Raw genomic sequence first — 20,186 nt, 5'->3', positions numbered from 1 at the left:
GGTTTAATTTATCCGGTATTAACGGTCGGACAGCTCATAAGATCGATTACTGCGGGCTAATAATTAGTGGGGTTTTTAGGATAAACGAGAAACATTCAAATGAACGTTTGAATGTTTCTCGTTTATAAGGTATACTACATACATAATCAAATATATACTTGAATAAGAGGTGTTACATATGAGCGAAGAGCATTGTGAACTTTGTTATCATGATGAACAAAAAGTAAAACATGCAAGTGATATGCTAGAGAAAGAAAATATAAGTAGTGTAGCGAAAATGTTTAAAGCACTTGCAGATGAAACACGTTTGAAAATTGCTTATGCGTTGTATACGGAGAAAGAACTTTGTGTACGTGATGTCGCAAGTATTATTCATAGTAGTATTGCAACAGCTTCACATCACTTAAGACTATTACAAACGATAGGATTAGCGAAAAAGCGTAAAGAGGGGAAACTTGTTTTTTATTCATTAGATGATTCTCACGTAAATGGATTAATTGAATTAGCGTTTAGTCATAGTAGTGAAATGAAGAATAAAGAACTTGATATGTAATCGCGCATTTTCATAAAGATACTTCTTTATGAAAATGCAACTTTAAAAGGAGAGGAGATAGCAAGTATGGTAAAGCTAGTTTTAATACGACACGGACAAAGTGAATGGAATGTTGAAAATAGGTTTACTGGTTGGACGGATGTTGATTTATCCAATAAAGGTTTGGAAGAAGCAAGAGAAGCCGGAGTAATGCTGAAAGCGAATGGTTTCTCATTTGATATCGCATATACGTCTGTTTTGAGAAGAGCGATGCGTACTTTATGGATCACTCTCGAAGAAATGGATTTGATGTGGATACCTGTTCATAAAACATGGAAATTAAATGAGCGCCATTACGGTGCGCTTCAAGGATTAAATAAGGAAGAAACAGCGAGAAAATATGGCGATGAGCAAGTAACTTTATGGAGACGTTCAACAAATGTACGCCCACCAGCACTTACAAAAGATGACGAAAGATATGAAGCAGCACATCCGAAATATAGAGATGTAAAAGAGTATGAATTTCCTCTTACAGAAGATCTAGAAGATACAGAGAAACGAGTTGTTTCATATTGGAATGAAGAGGTAGCTCCTAATGTAAAAGCTGGTAAACAAGTAATTATTGCAGCACATGGAAATACAATACGTGCTTTAGTAAAACATTTAGATCAAATTTCAGATGAAGAAATAGAAAATGTAAACATTCCAACAGGAACACCATTGGTTTATGAGTTGGATAATGATTTAAAACCGATATGCCATTATTATTTAAATAGGGAAATAGAAACTTTAGAAGGAAATTTGGTATAAAACAAACGGTTTTATATACCATACCTATGTATTGTATATAAATAACGGAGGAGATTTATAGTGTTACATTATACGGTTGTAGATAAAAAGAATTGTGAGTCATGTGGATTATGCACTTCTATAGCACCTGATATATATCAATTAGATGGAAGAGGAAAATCATTTGGTCTATTAGATAGTAATCAAGGAATAATGGGGATCCCAAAAACTTTCTTGCAAGCAATGTTGGCGGCTAGTGATGGCTGCCCAACAAGTTCAATTCAGGTAAGAAAAGAACCATTTATAAAGAAAATGAAAATTCAATAGAGGAAGTATTAAGGATAAAACAAAATTAAAAGGAGGAATTTATATGGGACATCATCACGGTCACCAACATCATGGGCATGCTCACGGGCATTCCCATGGACATCATCATTTTGAGGCGAGTAGAAAAGGGAATAGAAAAGGATTAATTACAGCTTTAGTAATTACAGCAACTATTATGTTTCTTGAATTTTTTGGAGGACTAGTTACAAATAGTTTAGCTTTATTATCAGATTCAGGACATATGTTAAGTGATACGAGTTCATTATTATTAAGTTTAATTGCAATCGGACTTGCAGCTAGAACGGTTACTTCTACAAAAACATATGGATATTATCGTTTTGAAATTTTAGCAGCATTAATTAATGGAATCACATTATTTGTTGTAGCAGGGCTTATCGTATGGGAAGCAATTGGTCGTTTTTTTGAACCACCAACTGTAGCAAGTGGTCCAATGATGTTAATCGCATCAATTGGTTTATTAGCAAATTTAATTAGTGCATGGGCACTTATGAGACAAGGTGACGTGAAAAATAACGTGAATTTACGTAGCGCGTATTTACATGTTCTTGGGGATGCGTTAGGGTCAGTGGGAGCATTAGTAGCTGGTGTACTTATGTCATTATTCTCATGGTATATTGCAGATCCAATTATTTCAGTAGTTGTAGCTTTATTAATTTTAAAGAGCGCATGGGGAGTAACAAAACATTCTATTCATATACTTATGGAGGGTACACCGGTTGCAATTGAAATAGAGAAAGTGAAGCAAGCGATTAAAGGAGTAGAAGGTGTACGTGATTTACATGACCTTCATATTTGGACAATTACATCGGGATTAGATGCATTAAGTGTCCATGTAATAATTGATAAAAAACAGGATGATCAAGAAGTACTTCAAAATATTATTGATATGCTAAAAAAAGAGTTCCATATTGAACATGCTACAATTCAAATTGAAACACTTAACATTAAACATAATGAAATGATTGTCTAATAAAATGCAAACAAAAGGCTATGGGGAAATTCTCCATAGCCTTTTGTTTGTGCAAGTAGAATTGTCCTTTTTGAAAGTTTTGTTTCAACTTTTCGTCTAAAGAGACAAAAAGTTGTCACAATTCGGTCACAATTAGCATAAACATAAAATAGACGAAATGAACTTATTTCCAAAAAGGCTTGATTCATTCCAGTCATGATTAGTAGAGCTGAAAAAGCATGGATTAAAAGTTCACTATATTCTCAAGGAGGTAGATCGTATGAAAACTATTCTTGCTATCGCTGGGCTTATTTGGGTTTTATCACATGGCATTCCAATTTATGAAGGAGAACAAATTCGCAGTGCTCTGAATAAAAATTTTAATGAATATCATATCATTGATCGGCAAGATAATGTCGTGACAGTTCGTGTAAATGACTGTTTTCATACGGTAACCGTTGAAGGAACTTCAGTAGTGAATGACACAAAAGTATGTGATCAGCAATAATTATATATAGGAAGAAAAAAGTCTCAATTTACACGTATGAAAATTGAGACTTTTATATTTGTGGATGAATAATAAGCGGGGAGGAATAATCCCTGCTTATTATTGTTTTTTGAAAAAAAGGTAAGGGTATCATAATAATTGAGTCTGAGAAGCTAATAAGTTGTTAAGAATAAGCATAGAGCAGAAATATACTCATATGGGGTATCATACGTAGATATTTAATGCTATAATTGGTATACTCGTAAAAGCAATTGTTTTATTGGATGAAGAGAAACTTTAAGAAGGTGATAATATGGATCATAAAGATCATGAAGCGGTAACACATAGATCAGAAAAAGAAAAAGAACAAATTATAAATAGATTAAAGAGAATTGAAGGACAAGTCCGCGGTATTCAAAATATGATTGAAAATGATCGTTATTGCGTGGATATTTTAGTGCAAATTTCAGCGATTAATGCAGCAATGAAAAAAGTAGGAATGGGTGTATTAAAAAACCATACAAGTCATTGTGTTTCAGGTGCTATTAAAGATGGCAATGGTGACGAAGCAATTGAAGAATTAATGACAGTATTTGAACGTTTTTCAAAAGCGTAAAAACAAGCTAGTATGTCACTGGCTTGTTTTTTTTGTTTATTTTTATATAGGATTTCGAGGTATTGGTGTGAAAAAGTGTGTGTAAAATAAACTTTTAGAAAATAATTGAAAAATCATGATATAAAACCATTGATTACCTTAGGGGGGTATGGTAAGATGTAATTGTGATTAACAAACAATGAAGAAACAAGAGGAGGATTTTAAATGGAACAGTTAACATTACAAGTTGAAGGTATGTCTTGTGGACATTGTGTAAATTCTATTGAAAGCAGTGTGAAAGAACTAAACGGTGTTGAGCAAGTGAAAGTTCAATTAGCAGAAGGTACTGTTGAAGTTACTATCGATTCATCAGTTGTAACGTTAAAAGATATCGTTGCTGTAATTGAAGATCAAGGGTACGATGTTCAATAATTATTTTTAGATATGGAAATAAATCGTACTTTATAGGAAGTACGATTTATTTTGTTAATAATTATACCTTATGAGGGTATATAGAGGTGAGAGACATGAATGAACAGAAAGAGGCCAATCTTCAAATATCAGGAATGACATGTGCGGCATGTGCAAATAGAATTGAAAAAGGTCTAAAAAAAGTAGAAGGTGTTCATGATGCAAATGTAAATTTTGCACTTGAAAAAACAAAAATAATGTATGATCCCAAAAAAACAAATCCGCAACAATTTAAGGAAAAAGTTGAATCGTTAGGATATGGAATTGTCAGTGATAAAGCTGAGTTTACTGTTTCTGGGATGACATGCGCAGCATGTGCGAATAGAGTAGAAAAGCGTTTAAATAAGTTAGAAGGTGTGAACGGAGCGACAGTAAATTTCGCTTTGGAATCAGCTACAGTAGATTTTAATCCTGATGAAATTAATGTAAATGAAATGAAGAGTGCAATTACGAAATTAGGATATAAATTAGAAGTGAAATCAGATGAGCAAGATGGATCAACTGATCATCGCTTACAAGAAATTGAGCGACAAAAGAAGAAATTTATCATTTCGTTTATTTTATCATTCCCGTTACTGTGGGCAATGGTAAGTCATTTCTCATTTACATCATTTATTTATTTACCTGATATGCTTATGAACCCTTGGGTGCAGCTAGCTCTTGCAACTCCAGTTCAGTTTATCATTGGTGGGCAGTTTTATGTTGGGGCTTATAAAGCGTTACGAAATAAAAGCGCCAATATGGATGTTCTCGTGGCACTTGGAACGTCTGCAGCGTATTTCTACAGTGTGTATTTAAGTATTAGGTCGATTGGTTCTTCGGAACATATGACAGACTTGTATTTTGAAACGAGTGCAGTACTTATTACATTAATTATTTTAGGTAAATTATTTGAGGCGAAAGCAAAAGGACGCTCGTCAGAAGCGATTAAAAAATTAATGGGATTACAGGCGAAAACTGCTACTGTTGTACGAGATGGAACAGAAATAAAAATTTTAATCGAAGAAGTGGTAGCTGGTGATATCGTTTATGTAAAGCCTGGTGAAAAAATCCCAGTAGATGGGGAAATTGTAGAAGGAAAGTCAGCAATAGATGAATCGATGTTAACAGGTGAAAGTATTCCGGTTGATAAAACAATTGGGGATGTAGTAATCGGTTCTACAATAAATAAAAATGGCTTTTTAAAAGTGAAAGCAACTAAGGTAGGAAGAGATACTGCATTAGCTCAAATTATTAAAGTAGTAGAAGAGGCGCAAGGTTCAAAAGCTCCTATTCAACGGGTAGCAGATCAAATTTCTGGTATTTTCGTACCGGTTGTAGTTGTGATTGCTATTATCACATTCGCAGTGTGGATGCTATTTGTTACACCTGGTGATTTTGGCGGAGCACTTGAAAAAATGATAGCCGTACTTGTTATCGCTTGTCCATGTGCATTAGGTCTTGCAACGCCTACATCTATTATGGCGGGATCAGGAAGATCAGCAGAGTATGGTATTTTATTTAAAGGCGGGGAGCATTTAGAAGCAACGCACCGATTAGATACAGTTATTTTAGATAAAACAGGTACTGTGACAAATGGGAAGCCGGTGCTAACAGATGTAATTGTAGCAGATGGATTCCACAAAGAAGAAATACTACGTTTAGTAGGTGCGGCAGAAAAAAATTCTGAACACCCACTTGCAGAAGCGATTGTAGAAGGAATTAAAGAAAAGAAAATTGAAATCCCAAGTTCAGAAACGTTTGAAGCAATTCCGGGATTCGGCATCGAATCAGTCGTAGAAGGGAAACAATTATTAATTGGTACACGTCGATTAATGAAGAAATTCGATATTGATATTGAAGAAGTTTCTAAATCGATGGAAGCCCTAGAACGAGAAGGAAAAACGGCAATGTTAATAGCAATAGATAAGGAGTATGCTGGAATAGTTGCCGTTGCAGATACTGTAAAAGATACTTCAAAAGCAGCTATCTCAAGACTTAAGAAAATGGGTCTAGACGTTGTTATGATTACAGGAGATAATACACAAACTGCTGAGGCAATCGCTAAGCAAGTTGGTATTGATCACGTAATTGCAGAAGTATTACCAGAAGGAAAAGCAGAAGAAGTGAAAAAACTGCAAGCACAAGGTAAGAAAGTAGCAATGGTTGGGGATGGAATAAATGATGCTCCTGCACTTGCTACGGCGGATATCGGTATGGCAATTGGAACAGGAACGGATGTAGCGATGGAGGCGGCAGATATTACGTTAATCCGTGGTGATTTAAATAGTATTGCTGATGCAATCTTTATGAGTAAGATGACGATAAGAAATATTAAGCAAAATTTATTTTGGGCACTAGCTTATAACGGCTTAGGCATCCCGATTGCAGCGTTCGGTTTCTTAGCACCTTGGGTTGCTGGAGCCGCGATGGCATTTAGTTCTGTATCCGTTGTATTAAATGCATTACGACTGCAAAGAGTGAAATTAAAAAAATAAAAATCTATAGAGTAATTGCAGATGCTTACAAACAAAAAAACAATACTTTGAAATAAGTATTGTTTTTTTCTTTCTATAGAAAGAAAAAAGATATAATAAAGCAGAAATATTGAATACTAGATGGTAGAAAAGTTAAATGATAGTTTAGTAAGGAGGTTCGTATATGTTAAAAGACACGATTATTAGAACATTTCATAAAGAGGATTTAGAACAAGTATTACAGTTGTTCTATGAAACAGTTCATACAATTAATGCAAAAGATTATAACGTATTACAGCTACAGGCATGGGCACCGGATTGACTAGATAGAGAAAGCTGGTTAAATTCTTTAGAGAGGAATATTAGTTATGTAGCGGATCATAACGGTGTGATAGTGGGATTTGGGGATTATAATGAAGATCATTACGTAGATCGTTTATTTACGCATAAAGATTATCAAGGGAAAAGGATAGCTTCCTATATACTACAGAAGTTAGAAAAAAAAGCAGTGAACTTGGGGCATGGGGAGGTATATACAGAGGCGAGTATTACAGCAAAACCTTTCTTTGAAAGTAAAGGTTTTATTTGCATAAAGGAACAAAAGAAACAGCATAATGGTCAGATTTTTATTAATTATGTAATGAAAAAATAGCCCTCTCGTAAACGAGAAGGCTATTTTTTCATTATTTTACAGCTTCTTTTAGTTCTTTACCAGCTTTGAAAGCAGGTACTTTAGAAGCTGCGATTTGCATTTCTTCACCAGTTTGTGGGTTACGGCCTGTACGAGCAGCTCTTTCGCGAACTTCGAATGTACCGAATCCGATAAGTTGTACTTTCTCACCAGCAGCTAAAGTGTTAGTGATTGATTCTACTACAGTTTGTACAACTACAGTAGCTTCTTTTTGAGAAATCTCAGCATTTTGTGCTACGTTTTTAATTAATTCTGTTTTGTTCATGTTTTTCACCTCATATGTAAATAATGCTATTTAAGTTGTTATTATAACGTATAAAACATTCGAGAACAAGTGTACGTACATATATTCGTAAAAAAAATGAAATTTGTAATATTTTTGAGAGCTACTTTATAGACATTCAATTTAAGCGGATACAGATTTTTTCTTTAATGCAGTTTGCTCTTTATTGGAAGGGAGTTTCTTATTATAGGATATGAAATAAGGTAATGCTACAAATAACATACCTCCTACTAAGTTTCCGAAGAAAACAAAAATGAAGTTTGGAAAATATTCAATCCAAGTTAAATGACCGGCAAAAATTGCAGCTGGGATGACAAACATATTAGCTACAACGTGTTGAAATCCAATCGCAACAAAAGTCATAACTGGGAACCAAATGCCGATAATCTTTCCGATAAATTCTTTACTTCCCATACTGAGCCAAACAGCTAAACAAACGAGCCAATTACATCCGATTGCAGAAATGAAGGCTTGTAGTGGTGTATCTTGTAGTTTAGTTTGCGCAATAGAAACTGTTTTCGTTAAAAAAGCTCCCTCTGTTAATCCGACGATATGACCGAAAAAATAAGCAACGAATACAGCACCTATGAAGTTGCTAAACGTAACAATAACTAAATTTTGAATGAAGTGAAATAAGTCGATTTTTTTGTGAAGCCACGCCATTGAAACGGTCATCATATTGCCAGTTACTAACTCACCGCCTGCAAGAATAACGAGTATAAGACCGATAGGGAATACAGCGGCACCTAGAAAACTAGTAAATGATCCCCAAGAATTTGGCATTGTTCCAATAACATGAATATCGAGTAAATACCCTAATGCTATGAAAGCACCACCAAAAAAACCGAGAATTAACATAGGGAGTAATGATAAATGAGCTTTTTTTCTTCCGGAATTCGCAGCAAGTTCCGTAATTTCTTCTGGTGTAAATACAGACATGAATAATCTCTCCTTAATAAAATGATAGAATAAATAGAAGGAATGTTTTTAAGAATCTATGTATTATAAAAATATGTTATGCCTTCTGTATAAAATTGTCAAAGTGAATGGGGTAGAATTGGATATAACTAACATTGTTCATGTTGTCACATTAATGTAACAATAAGGCTTTAAAGTATTTCTAGAGGTGAGAACATGAATACGCATCATGTAAAAAAAGAACAAAAAAAATCAATCATAAAAATATTTGCAATCAGTTTCATAAGTATAATAATGATTTCAGTAAGTTTGTATTTCTATGCGACAGAAATAGAACGAAAACTAGTAACAGTTACGTGGAATGAAATAGAAGCATCTACAATTCCTAAAGAGTTTAATAATAAAAAAATATTACAATTCTCAGATGTACATTTAGGGCCAGAATTTACACTGAAACAACTAGAAAATTTGGTGGAGAAGATGAATGCGTTACATCCAGATGTAGTAGTTTTTACAGGGGATTTAATAGATAAGTTTGGATCGTATAAAGCCGAAAGAGAAGAAGCGAAAAGTATTTTACAGAAAATACATGCGCCTTTAGGGAAATATGCTGTGTTTGGGAATCATGATAGGGGCGGGGGAGGTAGTTTATTTTATAAAAAGTATATGGAGGAAGCTGGTTTCTCTGTGTTAGTAAATGAAGTGCAGAAAATAAAAGCGGAAAACGGTAAGTATATTACAATAGCAGGTTTGGATGATTTTTTATTAGGTAAGCCGCAAATAGACTCGACTTTAAAACATATAAGGCAACAAGATTTCAATATGCTATTAGTACATGAGCCAGATGTTGTAGATAGAGTAGCTCGTTACCCAGTTGATTTTCAAATGTCAGGCCATAGTCACGGAGGACAAGTTCAAATTCCTTTTATAGGTCCATTAATTACTACAAAGTTAGCTGAGAGTCATGTTGAAGGTATGTATGAATTAGAAGGGAAGAATAAGCCGTTACATTTATACGTAAATCGTGGTATTGGGACAACCCGAATGCCTGTTAGATTTTGGAGTGTACCTGAACTTTCAGTATTTGTATTGAAGCAAAATAGTAACTAGACTATTTTAGAGTAGTAGGAGGGCTTTCAAAGAAAGTGCTCTTTTTTATTGATTAAACACGGAATATTATGTAACTTTTAATTAAAGTGTTAAAAAAGAAAGGGGCATTTCTATGATAGAAACATGGCATAAAGAATTGGAAAGTTTATATAACGAAATGGTTTTGTGGCGAAGAGATTTTCATCAATACCCAGAGCTATCGTTTCAAGAAATAGAAACACCGAAAAAAATAGCTGAAATCTTAAAAAGTTTTCATATTGATGTGACAACAAATGTTGGGGGAAGAGGGGTAATCGGCGTAATTGAAGGTGGAAAACCTGGGAAGACGATAGCGCTACGTGCTGATTTTGATGCACTACCTATTCAAGATGAAAAGCAAGTTTCATATAAATCAAAGGTTCCCGGCGTAATGCACGCTTGTGGACATGATGGACATACAGCAACACTTTTAGGCGTTGCAAAAATATTAAGTGATCATAGAGACCAGCTTTCTGGAAAAATAGTTCTTATACATCAACATGCAGAAGAGAAAGAGCCTGGCGGAGCAATTGCTATGATTGAGGATGGTTGTTTAGAAGGTGTAGATGTTGTGTTTGGAACACATTTATCTTCTCAAATGCCTATAGGAATGGTTGGAGCGAAAGCTGGAGCAATGATGGCGGCAGCTGATACATTTGAAGTAAAGATTCAAGGGCGAGGCGGTCACGGCGGTATGCCGCATCATACTGTTGATGCTATTATCGTTGCAACACAAGTAATTAATCAGTTACAACTTTTAGTGAGTCGAAAAATAGATCCGCTTCAATCTGCGGTATTAACAGTTGGTACATTCCATGCTGGTCAGGCGGATAATATCATTGCGGATACTGCTACGTTTACAGGAACCATTCGAACGCTAGATCCTGAAGTGAGAGAATATATGGAGAATGAATTTAAACGAGTTGTTGAGGGGCTTTGTCAGTCTCTTCATGCTGAGGTTAGTATTCAATATAAACGAGGTTATCCAATATTAATAAATCATTTAGATGAAACGAGTCATTTTATGGAGATTGCGAAACGTGACCTTGGAAGAGAAAGGGTCATTGAAGTGCCACCTATTATGGGTGGAGAAGATTTTGCATATTACTTAGAATGTGTTCCAGGAGCATTTTTTTTCACAGGTGCGCGTAATGAAGAAATAGGAGCAACATATCCACATCATCATCCTCAATTTGATTTTGATGAACGAGCAATGTTAATTGGTGGAAAATTACTTTTAAGTCTTGTAAATAGTTATGTAAGAGATGGAAAAGAATCTCTTCATCATGTAGAAGTGAAAAAGTAATTTACATAAATAAAAAACAACAATAGGTCATATAAAACCTATTGTTGTTTTTTATTATTTTTGCAAGGAAAGACTATCAAAATATGTTCTATAGTTATTAGAGAATTCAAAGTTGTTTTTTGCATCCCAATTAATAGACCAAGACATTAGGCCGCGGAATGCAGGATAGCCATTCTGATTTGAAAGTTTATACTTTCCTCCAAAAGGAATTCCTTTAATGATATAATCTAAAGCTTTTTTCATTTCAGTTGGAGAAATATATCCGCCACTTGGAGCAGCTGCTGGTGCTGCAGGAAGTCCAATCATGACTTGATCCGAACGAAGAGCTGGGAAAATGTTATTTGTATTACCACCTACAGGAAAACCATGTAAGAGCATATCTGCCATAGCGACTTCGTAGTCTGCAGTACCTTGATTGTAGTTATTACCGTCCATTCCAATCCCGCTACCAGCATTGTAGTGTTGAACGTGAATGTATGTTAGTTTGTCTTTTACTCCGTAAATAATCGGTAAATAAGCACCCCAGATGCTTCCATATGCGCTATAACCACCTTGAACATAAGCTGTTTCAGGGGCCATGCTTAATAGAAAATCTGGACCATAATGATCTGAGATTGTCCGAATAGCTGAAATAAGATTTACGATTTGAGGAGTCGTGGGGTTTTTGAAATTAGTGTCATTTCCGTTTAAGTAAATACCTGATTCAAGGTCAATATCTATTCCATCAAAACCGTATTTATCGATCAGAGATTGTATGGAATTAATAAAACGTTGCTTAGCCGCATTGTCAGGAAGTAAAACGACCCCATTTTGTCCACCTATTGAAAGAACTATTTTCTTACCTTTACTTTTTAAATAAGAAATATCTGATTTGAACTCTGCATCCGTACCATACACAGGAGAAAATTCAACAGTGGAACGATCACCCCCAGTTTCACCGAAAGATACATTGATTACATCCCATTTTGGTGAAACGTCTCTTAATTTAATAATGCCAGTACCGTTATCAAAGTTATGCCAGTATCCAACGAGTAATTTTGATTCTAAATTGTTTGCTGCTTGTGCTTGAAAGGGAGCTAGCGGTAGCAGTAAGAAAATTACTAAAGCGCAACAAATGAATTTGAACTTGTTTAACATATCAACACTCCTATACAAAAAGTTGTCTAGATGTATAATCTTGTTCGTTTAATAATATCTGAAAATTCATTCTTTTGTAAGTCGATTATAATTTTCTCAACAATTGTATATGGAAAACTATTAAACCTAATGAAATAATTTTTGAAGGAGGTCGAATTACGATTGTTAAATTCAGAATATTTTGATATATTTTAAAATATAGGACAAGATTTTTCGCATAATACTCTTACATAAATTTCAAAATTAAGTTTGGAAGGGGATGTACAAGAGTTGGATAAAAATCTTAAGAAAGACCTCAAAATACGCCACATTACAATGATTTCCATTGGTGGCGTAATAGGAGCTGGTTTGTTTGTTGGAAGCGGTGCGGTTGTGCATTCAGCCGGACCAGGTTCTATCGTTTCATATGCATTAGCAGGACTTCTAGTTATTTTCGTTATGAGAATGCTAGGGGAAATGGCAGCTATTAACCCGACAAGTGGTTCATTTGCAACATATGCAAGAGAAGCAATTGGTCCATGGGCGGGTTATACAATTGGGTGGCTATATTGGTTTTTCTGGGTAATTGTTATTGCAATAGAAGCTACAGCAGGTGCTGGTATTATTCAATATTGGATTCCAGAAATCCCGCTCTGGTTATTAAGCTTAATATTAACGATTTTATTAACGTTGACGAATGTTTTCTCGGTGAAATCATTTGGAGAATTTGAATATTGGTTTTCATTTATTAAAGTAATAAGTATTGTTTTGTTCCTTTGTCTTGGGCTCGCTGTTATTTTAGGATTTGTACCAGGAACGGAAGCACCTGGCACTTCGAATTTAGTAGGGCAAGGAGGATTTATGCCAAATGGTATAAGTTCGGTGCTACTTGGAATTACCGTCGTTATATTTTCATTTATGGGATCTGAGATTGTTGCAGTAGCCGCTGGTGAATCTGCCGAACCTGTAAAAGCAGTAAAAACAGCAACAAATAGTGTAATTTGGCGTATTCTCGTATTTTTCATTGGATCGATTGCTGTAGTTGTTACACTCCTTCCGTGGAATTCAGCGAACATACTAAAAAGTCCGTTTGTGGCGGTACTGGAACATATAGGGATACCAGCGGCAGCACAAATTATGAATTTTATCGTTTTAACAGCTGTACTTTCTTGTTTAAATTCGGGTTTATATACGAACTCAAGAATGCTTTTTTCAATGGCAGAAAGAGGAGATGCGCCAAAGGCATTTTTGAAATTGAATAGTAGTGGTGTTCCAGTTCGGGCGGTTTTATTTGGAACTTTCTTTGCTTACATTGGAGTTGTTTTTAGTTACATATCTCCAGATAAAGTATTTTTATTTTTAGTGAATGCATCTGGCGGGATTGCGTTACTCGTTTATCTCGTTATAGCAGTTTCACATTTCAAGATACGTAAAAAAATGGGGAAAGCGGAACAACAAAATTTGAAAGTGAAAATGTGGCTTTTTCCATATGTAACATATGTTACAATTGCTGCGATTATAGCAGTTTTAGTTGCCATGATCGCAATTGAATCTTTACGTTCACAAGCGCTTTTAACAATGCTTGTTACTGTTCTTATAATAATTTCTTATTTTATTTTTAATAGAAATAAAAATAGTACATTGTTGAATCCTAAAAGTAAGAATGAGGAATCTGTTCGATTCTAATTTCTTGTTTTAGAAGAGAGTTACACCCAATCATTGCTATAAAAGAATCATATATAATCATAGAAACAAGTAATTACTATTGTCATAGTGAATATAAACTTTTTTCTTGACTTTTTATACGAAGGCGAGCAAAATGATAAAAAAGGAAGGGGGATGACGATGGAAGAGTACGTATTAGAGCTGTATAACTTGTTATATACGACAGAATGGCAAGATATTGTTTCGTTTCTAGGAATAATGTTTTGTATGAAAATTGTAATTGTATATATGGAAGAGCAAGGTATGTTCTATTCCTTCGCATCTCCGTTCGATGTGCAACGCGAGCCGTTGCCAAACTATGCCAAGGTAAATTACGAACAATTTCCTTTTGTGATTTTCTTTATGCTTCGATTTATAACAGCAATTGTAAAGAAAAAGGAAAGTGACGATGAAGAGTGCCACTCAACTTGTAATATAGCGACTGCTTTTTAAGCTAAATACAAGGAGGAGATTTATATGTGGTTTCGATTTCTTATGATTGGTTTCTTTTCATTAACAGCAATTTCTTTAATGGGATATCAAGTGTCTGAAATTTATCAAGCATATAGCAATACGTTTTTTAACAAAAACTAATTACATTGCTATTTAAATAATAAAGCGATAAAATCCTTCTTAAGAAGTTTTATTAAGAAGGATTTTTTTCTTTGCTTTGTCTTACTGTGTCAAACTATTGTCACATTTACACTGTGAATAATATGTTAAAATAGTGAGGTTACGTATACATATTTGAAGGAAGAGGAGTGACCATTTTGGTGGATCAATCAACGAATCAGAAAAGCTATGCTCCTATTGTGATAACGCTTTCTGTAATTGTAAATGCGATTATTTTATTTTTGTTCTTTGGACCTGTTGGCTATGAAGGAGAAGTACATTTTGATGTAACAATTTTACCAATGTTAAATGCAATTTTTAATAGCTTTACGTTCGTATTCTTATTAGCAGCTTTATACTCTATTATTAAGAAGAATGTGAAAATGCACCGTGGTTTCATCCTCGCAGCATTTACAACGACGTTGCTATTTTGTGTTTCTTATTTATCGTATCATTACTTGGCGCCGGCAACACATTTTGGTGGGGAAGGATTCATTAAATATGTGTACTTCATTATTTTAATTACACATATTATCCTGGCAGCTATTATTGTACCACTTGCATTGTTTGCACTTGTATTTGGTTTTACAAATCAATTAACACGTCATCGTAAAATTGTACGTTGGACGATGCCAATTTGGTTATATGTAAGTTTATCTGGTGTTATTGTTTACTTAATGATCTCACCTTATTACCAATAAAAAAATCTCAGCCTGTAGGCTGGGATTTTTTTGTTAGGCAAATATTTTTGTGAAATGAAAAAAATATGGTATACAAAAGTATAGTTGCTTTTCATATAGAAGGGATGGTAAAGAAATATGCAAAATTTTGTATTTCGTAATCCAACGAAACTTATTTTCGGTAAAGGTCAATTAGAACAGTTGAAAACTGAAATTCCACAGTTCGGTAAAAAGGTTCTTCTCGTATACGGGGGAGGCAGTATTAAAAGAAATGGTATTTATGATAATGTAATTTCTATTTTAAAAGATATAAATGCAGAAATATTTGAATTGACAGGTGTTGAACCGAATCCGCGTGTATCAACTGTAAAGAAAGGGATTCAAATCTGTAAAGATAATGGCGTCGAATTCATATTGGCGGTTGGCGGAGGAAGTGTAATCGACTGTACGAAGGCGATTGCTGCTGGTAGCAAATATGATGGAGATGTATGGGATATTGTAACGAAAAAAGCATTTGCTAGTGGGGCGTTACCATTTGGTACGGTACTTACGCTTGCGGCAACAGGATCTGAAATGAATGCTGGTTCTGTCATTACAAACTGGGAAACGAATGAAAAATATGGCTGGGGTAGCCCAGTTACTTTCCCGCAGTTTTCGATTTTAGATCCAGTTCATACTGTTTCTGTGCCGAGGGATCAAACAATTTACGGTATGGTAGATATTATGTCGCACGTATTAGAGCAATACTTCCATCATGGAACAAATACAGAATTACAAGATCGTTATTGTGAATCTGTTTTAAAAACAGTAATTGAAACTGCTCCTAAGCTTTTAAGTGATTTAGAAAATTATGAGCATAGAGAAACTATTTTATATTGCGGTACTATGGCGTTAAACGGTATTTTAGCGATGGGAGTAAAAGGAGATTGGGCGACTCATAATATTGAACATGCAGTATCTGCGGTTCATGATATACCACACGGGGGTGGCCTTGCGATTTTATTCCCGAACTGGATGAAGCGTGTTGTAGATGAAAATGTAAGTCGTTTTAAACAGTTCGCTATTCGTGTATTCGATGTAGAAACAGATGAAAAGGCTGATCGAGAAATTGCGCTAGAAGGAATTGAGGCGTTACGTCAATTTTGGACTTCAATTGAGGCACCAGTAAGGTTAGCGGATTACGGTATTGGGGAAAATGAAATTGATTTAATGGCTGATAAAGCGATGGCTTATGGTGAATTTGGTAACTTTAAAAAATTAAATAAAGACGATGTTTTAAGTATATATAAAGCTTCTTTATAAGTGAATCGAAAAAAGAAACCCATTTGATATAACAATCAAATGGGTTTCTTTTTTATTGTTTATAACTGTTTATGACCGGTTTTGGTTATTTGTGAATGTTTATGGTTGATTTTTGTGATCGTTTTCATTATACTGTAATCAAAGAAGAGGTGAATAAAATGTTAACTCCTGAACGTCATCAAATGATATTGCAACTTGTAAAAGAGCAGAAGGTTGTTAAATTACAGCAATTAGTGGAAAGAACAGAAAGCTCTGAATCAACAATTCGTCGTGATTTAGCGCAATTGGAAAAGCAAAGGTTATTAAAAAGAGTTCATGGTGGTGCTGCTGTTTTAACAGGAAAAGGGCAAGAGCCAACGATGGTTGAAAAATCATCCAAAAACATTCAAATAAAGCAACAAATTGCTAACTATGCGGCTAGCATTGTTGAACAAGGTGATTGCATTTATTTAGATGCAGGAAGTACAACATTTGAAATGATTCCATTTTTAATAAATAAAGATGTTACTGTCGTTACGAATGGACTTATGCATATTGAAGCTTTAGCTGAAAATAATATTCGTGCGTATTTACTAGGTGGAATGATGAAAAGTAGGACGAAAGCTTTAATTGGTGCTATGGCACAGGAAAGCATGCAGAAGTACCGTTTTGATAAATGTTTCTTAGGAGCGAATGGTGTACATGAACAGCTTGGTTTTACAACTCCAGATCCAGAAGAGGCACTTTTAAAACAAATGGCATTAACATTTGCGAACGAAGGATATTTCTTAATTGATGAAAGTAAGTTTTCAGAAGTTGCGTTTGCGAAAATAGCCAATGTTGAAGAAGCGAATATTATTACAAACCATTTAGAAATTGATTTAGAAAAATATAAAAGACAAACCAATGTAATTGAGGCTGATAAACAATGATCTATACAGTTACTTTAAACCCATCTATTGATTATGTAGTACAAGTTAATTCCTTCGATTTAGGCGCAGTAAATCGAGCAGAGAAAGATATGAAATTTCCTGGAGGGAAAGGTATTAACGTTTCTCGTGTTCTTCATCGTTTAGGTGTTGAAAATGTAGCGCTTGGATTTACTGGTGGATTTACCGGTCGATTTATTAAAGATGTATTACAGGCGGAAGGTGTAACAACAAACTTCGTCCAAGTAGACGGTGATTCCCGAATTAATGTGAAAATAAAAGGGCAAGAAGAGACAGAATTAAATGGGCAAGGTCCTAATGTGACAAATGAACAATTTGAACAATTAATGAAACAAATCGAAAGTATGAGGCAGGGAGATTGTGTTGTACTAGCTGGAAGTGTACCGGCGTCTATCTCAACTACTTTTTATGAATCAATCGCAACGCTCGGAGCTGAGAAAGGTATTCGCGTAGTAGTCGATGCAAGTGGAAGTGCGCTGCAGCATGTAATTAAAAATAAACCATTTTTAATAAAGCCTAATCATCATGAACTTGGTGAGTTATTCGGAGTAGAGATTTCAACAGTAGAAGATGTTTTACCGTTTGGAAGAAAATTAGTTGAACAAGGTGTAGAGCATGTTATCGTATCAATGGCTGGAGATGGGGCTTTATTATTTACGGCAGAAGGTATATATGAAGCAACTGTTCCAAAAGGTGTTGTAATTAATTCGGTTGGGGCCGGAGATTCTCTCGTTGCAGGATTTGTGGGTAAATATGAACAGACAAAAGATATTGAAAAGGCATTTCAATATGGCGTTGCAACAGGGAGTGCAACAGCATTTTCAGCTGATTTATGTGAAAAAGAAAAAGTAGAAGAATTATTGTCGCAAGTAATTGTAGCTAAGCGATAGGGGGGAGCAATATATGAAAATTACAGAACTATTAAAAAGGGATACAGTTATTATGAATTTGACAGCTTCAAATAAAGAAGCTGTCATAGATGAATTAGTTGAGAAATTAGACGGCGCAAATCGTTTAAATAGTAAAGCTGAATTTAAAGAAGCTATTTTAAAGCGGGAGTCACAAAGTACAACTGGCATAGGGGAAGGGATTGCAATACCTCATGCGAAAACAAAAGCTGTTAAACAACCAGCGATTTGTTTTGGTAGAAGTGTAAGCGGTATCAACTATGAATCGCTTGACGGACAGCCAGCGCATTTATTCTTTATGATTGCTGCGAGCGAAGGGGCGAATAATACTCATTTAGAAACGTTATCGCGCCTATCTACATTATTAATGGATGAAGGATTTCGTAAGCAATTGTTAGAAGCAAAGGATGAAGAGGAACTTCTTCGTTTATTTGATGAAAAAGAGAATGAAAAAGAAGAAGAAGACATTGAAGTTGCAAAACCAGAAGGAAACGAACCATACGTACTAGCAGTTACGGCTTGCCCAACTGGAATCGCTCACACCTATATGGCAGCGGATAGCTTGAAAGCAAAAGCAGCAGAGCTAGGTATAGCAATTAAAGTTGAGACGAACGGATCAACAGGAGTAAAAAACGGTTTAACGAAAGAGGACATTGAACGCGCAACGGCTATAATTGTTGCGGCAGATAAACAAGTAGAAATGAACCGTTTTGCTGGGAAACATGTCATTCAAGTGCCAGTCGCTGATGGGATTAGAAAAACGGAAGCGCTTCTTAATCGAGCTGTAAAACAAGATGCGCCAATCTTTAAAGGAATAAAGGAAGATGGGAAGACAGAAAGTACAGAGGAAGAAAAAGGATTAGGGATTTATAAGCACTTAATGAGTGGTGTAAGTAATATGCTTCCATTCGTTGTTGGTGGCGGGATTTTAATTGCACTAGCATTTTGGATTGGTGGTATAAAAGCAGAAGGACCATTGGCTGAATTGTTAATGTCTATTGGTGGAGGCAAAACAGGTGCGTTTTTATTCCTCGTACCAATTTTAGCTGGATTTATTGCGAGTTCTATTGCTGATCGTCCAGGATTTATGCCTGGTGTTGTCGGTGGATTCTTAGCAGCACATGCGAATGCTGGATTTTTAGGGGGATTAATTGCTGGTTTCTTAGCTGGGTATGTTGTTTTAGGATTGAAAAGATTGTTTTCAGGATTACCAGCACAGTTAGAAGGAATTAAACCTGTATTGTTATATCCGGTCTTTGGATTGTTGATTACAGGAGTTGTTATGCAAAAAGTAGTAATTCCGCCTGTAGTAGCATTGAATGAAATGTTAACAGGTTGGTTAAATGGTTTGAACGGTACAAATGCTATATTACTAGGTCTTATATTAGGTGGTATGATGGCAATTGATATGGGTGGTCCAATTAACAAAGCTGCATTTACATTTGGTATTGCTGCAATAGAAGCGCAGAACTTTGGCGTGCACTCTGCTGTTATGGCGGGTGGTATGGTACCACCATTAGCGATTGCATTCGCAACTACTTTCTTTAAATCGAAATTTACTGAAGCAGAACGTAAATCTGGTTTAACAAATTATATTATGGGAGCATCGTTTATTACAGAAGGTGCGATTCCATTTGCAGCTGCAGATCCGATTCGAGTAATAGTAAGTTGTGTTGTTGGTTCAAGTATTGCGGGTGCATTATCTATGTTATTCCAAATTACATTACCAGCACCGCATGGTGGATTGTTTGTTATCGCATTAGTAAATAAACCGGTGCTATATATTTTCTCGATATTTATAGGGACAGTTATTTCAGCTCTTATGATGGGGATTTGGAAAAAGAAAGTTAAATAACACATGAAAAAGGAGTAGCTTTTATTAGCTGCTCTTTTTTATTACAAAAAAGGAGATTAATAATTGGAGAATGATGAATTTTGGTAAAAGATGTAATGAAATATGGTTTTTTTGTAACAAAAAAGTA

The 20,186-nt window shown here is 35.1% G+C and carries 20 protein-coding genes and 1 pseudogene; 18 read left to right on the top strand and 3 right to left on the bottom strand.

Translation table 11 applies throughout. The features are described from left to right. Positions 1-178: 178 nt before the first annotated feature. The 9 genes and pseudogenes from ILS93_RS06075 to ILS93_RS06035 all read left to right on the top strand — a co-directional run bounded on the left by ILS93_RS06075 (position 179) and on the right by ILS93_RS06035 (position 7,279). Entirely contained in the window at positions 179-553 is a 375-nt protein-coding gene (locus ILS93_RS06075; RefSeq protein ID WP_064475061.1) for an ArsR/SmtB family transcription factor, read from the top strand. Positions 554-619: 66 nt separating this feature from the next. Further along, a complete protein-coding gene (gpmA, locus tag ILS93_RS06070; RefSeq protein WP_064475062.1) occupies positions 620-1,342 on the top strand; it encodes a 2,3-diphosphoglycerate-dependent phosphoglycerate mutase in 723 nt (240 codons plus the stop codon). Between the two features lie 60 nt (positions 1,343-1,402). Continuing rightward, positions 1,403-1,648 (top strand): ferredoxin, encoded by a 246-nt coding sequence (locus tag ILS93_RS06065; protein WP_064475063.1) that lies wholly within the window; start codon positions 1,403-1,405, stop codon positions 1,646-1,648. A gap of 43 nt (positions 1,649-1,691) precedes the next feature. Further along, positions 1,692-2,639, top strand: a complete 948-nt coding sequence (locus ILS93_RS06060; protein ID WP_222660166.1) for a cation diffusion facilitator family transporter — start codon at positions 1,692-1,694, stop codon at positions 2,637-2,639. Positions 2,640-2,898: 259 nt separating this feature from the next. Then, the gene (locus ILS93_RS06055; RefSeq protein ID WP_000849103.1) at positions 2,899-3,126 is read left to right on the top strand and encodes a hypothetical protein; all 228 of its coding nucleotides are present in this window, start codon (positions 2,899-2,901) and stop codon (positions 3,124-3,126) included. 292 nt (positions 3,127-3,418) lie between these two features. Then, positions 3,419-3,721 (top strand): metal-sensing transcriptional repressor, encoded by a 303-nt coding sequence (locus tag ILS93_RS06050; RefSeq protein ID WP_000349635.1) that lies wholly within the window; start codon positions 3,419-3,421, stop codon positions 3,719-3,721. A gap of 204 nt (positions 3,722-3,925) precedes the next feature. Continuing rightward, positions 3,926-4,132, top strand: coding sequence for a copper chaperone CopZ (gene copZ / locus ILS93_RS06045; RefSeq protein ID WP_000436980.1), 207 nt, complete (start codon positions 3,926-3,928; stop codon positions 4,130-4,132). 95 nt (positions 4,133-4,227) lie between these two features. Then, positions 4,228-6,648: a heavy metal translocating P-type ATPase gene (locus ILS93_RS06040; RefSeq protein ID WP_103655833.1), complete on the top strand. Its 2,421-nt coding sequence runs from the start codon at positions 4,228-4,230 to the stop codon at positions 6,646-6,648. A gap of 163 nt (positions 6,649-6,811) precedes the next feature. Next, positions 6,812-7,279: pseudogene (locus ILS93_RS06035) on the top strand (GNAT family N-acetyltransferase). 31 nt (positions 7,280-7,310) lie between these two features. On the opposite strand, the gene ILS93_RS06030 reads toward ILS93_RS06035, so the two are convergent. Both ILS93_RS06030 and ILS93_RS06025 read right to left on the bottom strand, forming a co-directional pair. After that, positions 7,311-7,583 (bottom strand): HU family DNA-binding protein, encoded by a 273-nt coding sequence (locus ILS93_RS06030; protein WP_001043904.1) that lies wholly within the window; start codon positions 7,581-7,583, stop codon positions 7,311-7,313. 141 nt (positions 7,584-7,724) lie between these two features. Then, positions 7,725-8,540, bottom strand: a complete 816-nt coding sequence (locus tag ILS93_RS06025) for a formate/nitrite transporter family protein (protein ID WP_098102220.1) — start codon at positions 8,538-8,540, stop codon at positions 7,725-7,727. A 195-nt stretch (positions 8,541-8,735) separates the two neighbouring features. On the opposite strand from ILS93_RS06025, the gene ILS93_RS06020 reads away from it, so the two are divergent. Together ILS93_RS06020 and ILS93_RS06015 are read left to right on the top strand one after the other, a co-directional pair. Then, complete coding sequence (locus ILS93_RS06020; protein WP_088047331.1) at positions 8,736-9,629, top strand: metallophosphoesterase; 894 nt, start codon at positions 8,736-8,738, stop codon at positions 9,627-9,629. 112 nt (positions 9,630-9,741) lie between these two features. Next, positions 9,742-10,953 carry an amidohydrolase gene (locus tag ILS93_RS06015; RefSeq protein ID WP_088047332.1) on the top strand — a complete coding sequence of 404 codons (1,212 nt, stop codon included), beginning with the start codon at positions 9,742-9,744 and terminating at the stop codon, positions 10,951-10,953. A gap of 54 nt (positions 10,954-11,007) precedes the next feature. Here the strand turns inward: ILS93_RS06015 and ILS93_RS06010 are convergent, their stop codons facing one another. Continuing rightward, complete coding sequence (locus tag ILS93_RS06010; protein WP_098103412.1) at positions 11,008-12,090, bottom strand: chitinase; 1,083 nt, start codon at positions 12,088-12,090, stop codon at positions 11,008-11,010. 270 nt (positions 12,091-12,360) lie between these two features. Here ILS93_RS06010 and gabP point away from each other — a divergent pair, with 270 nt between their 5' ends. The 7 genes from gabP to ILS93_RS05975 all read left to right on the top strand — a co-directional run bounded on the left by gabP (position 12,361) and on the right by ILS93_RS05975 (position 20,059). Then, positions 12,361-13,755, top strand: a complete 1,395-nt coding sequence (gabP, locus tag ILS93_RS06005) for a GABA permease (RefSeq protein WP_098103413.1) — start codon at positions 12,361-12,363, stop codon at positions 13,753-13,755. 159 nt (positions 13,756-13,914) lie between these two features. Then, entirely contained in the window at positions 13,915-14,226 is a 312-nt protein-coding gene (locus ILS93_RS06000; RefSeq protein WP_064475070.1) for a hypothetical protein, read from the top strand. Positions 14,227-14,543: 317 nt separating this feature from the next. Then, entirely contained in the window at positions 14,544-15,086 is a 543-nt protein-coding gene (locus tag ILS93_RS05995; RefSeq protein WP_000228316.1) for a DUF420 domain-containing protein, read from the top strand. Between the two features lie 117 nt (positions 15,087-15,203). Further along, positions 15,204-16,367 (top strand): iron-containing alcohol dehydrogenase, encoded by a 1,164-nt coding sequence (locus ILS93_RS05990; RefSeq protein WP_064475071.1) that lies wholly within the window; start codon positions 15,204-15,206, stop codon positions 16,365-16,367. 158 nt (positions 16,368-16,525) lie between these two features. Then, a complete protein-coding gene (locus tag ILS93_RS05985; RefSeq protein ID WP_098103414.1) occupies positions 16,526-17,278 on the top strand; it encodes a DeoR/GlpR family DNA-binding transcription regulator in 753 nt (250 codons plus the stop codon). Beyond that, on the top strand, positions 17,275-18,186 hold the full coding sequence (gene pfkB / locus ILS93_RS05980) for a 1-phosphofructokinase (protein WP_088047334.1): 912 nt from the start codon (positions 17,275-17,277) through the stop codon (positions 18,184-18,186). The genes ILS93_RS05985 and pfkB overlap by 4 nt, the downstream gene beginning before the upstream one ends. 13 nt (positions 18,187-18,199) lie before the next feature. Next, positions 18,200-20,059 (top strand): PTS fructose transporter subunit IIABC, encoded by a 1,860-nt coding sequence (locus tag ILS93_RS05975; protein WP_098103415.1) that lies wholly within the window; start codon positions 18,200-18,202, stop codon positions 20,057-20,059. Positions 20,060-20,186 lie beyond the last annotated feature (127 nt).

Origin of the sequence: Bacillus sp. 16GRE42 (assembly GCF_019837435.1) — a bacterium.
GTDB lineage: Bacteria > Bacillota > Bacilli > Bacillales > Bacillaceae_G > Bacillus_A > Bacillus_A wiedmannii.
The sequence above is the reverse complement of the archived record's forward strand: the minus strand, read 5'-3'. Positions and strand labels throughout refer to the sequence as shown.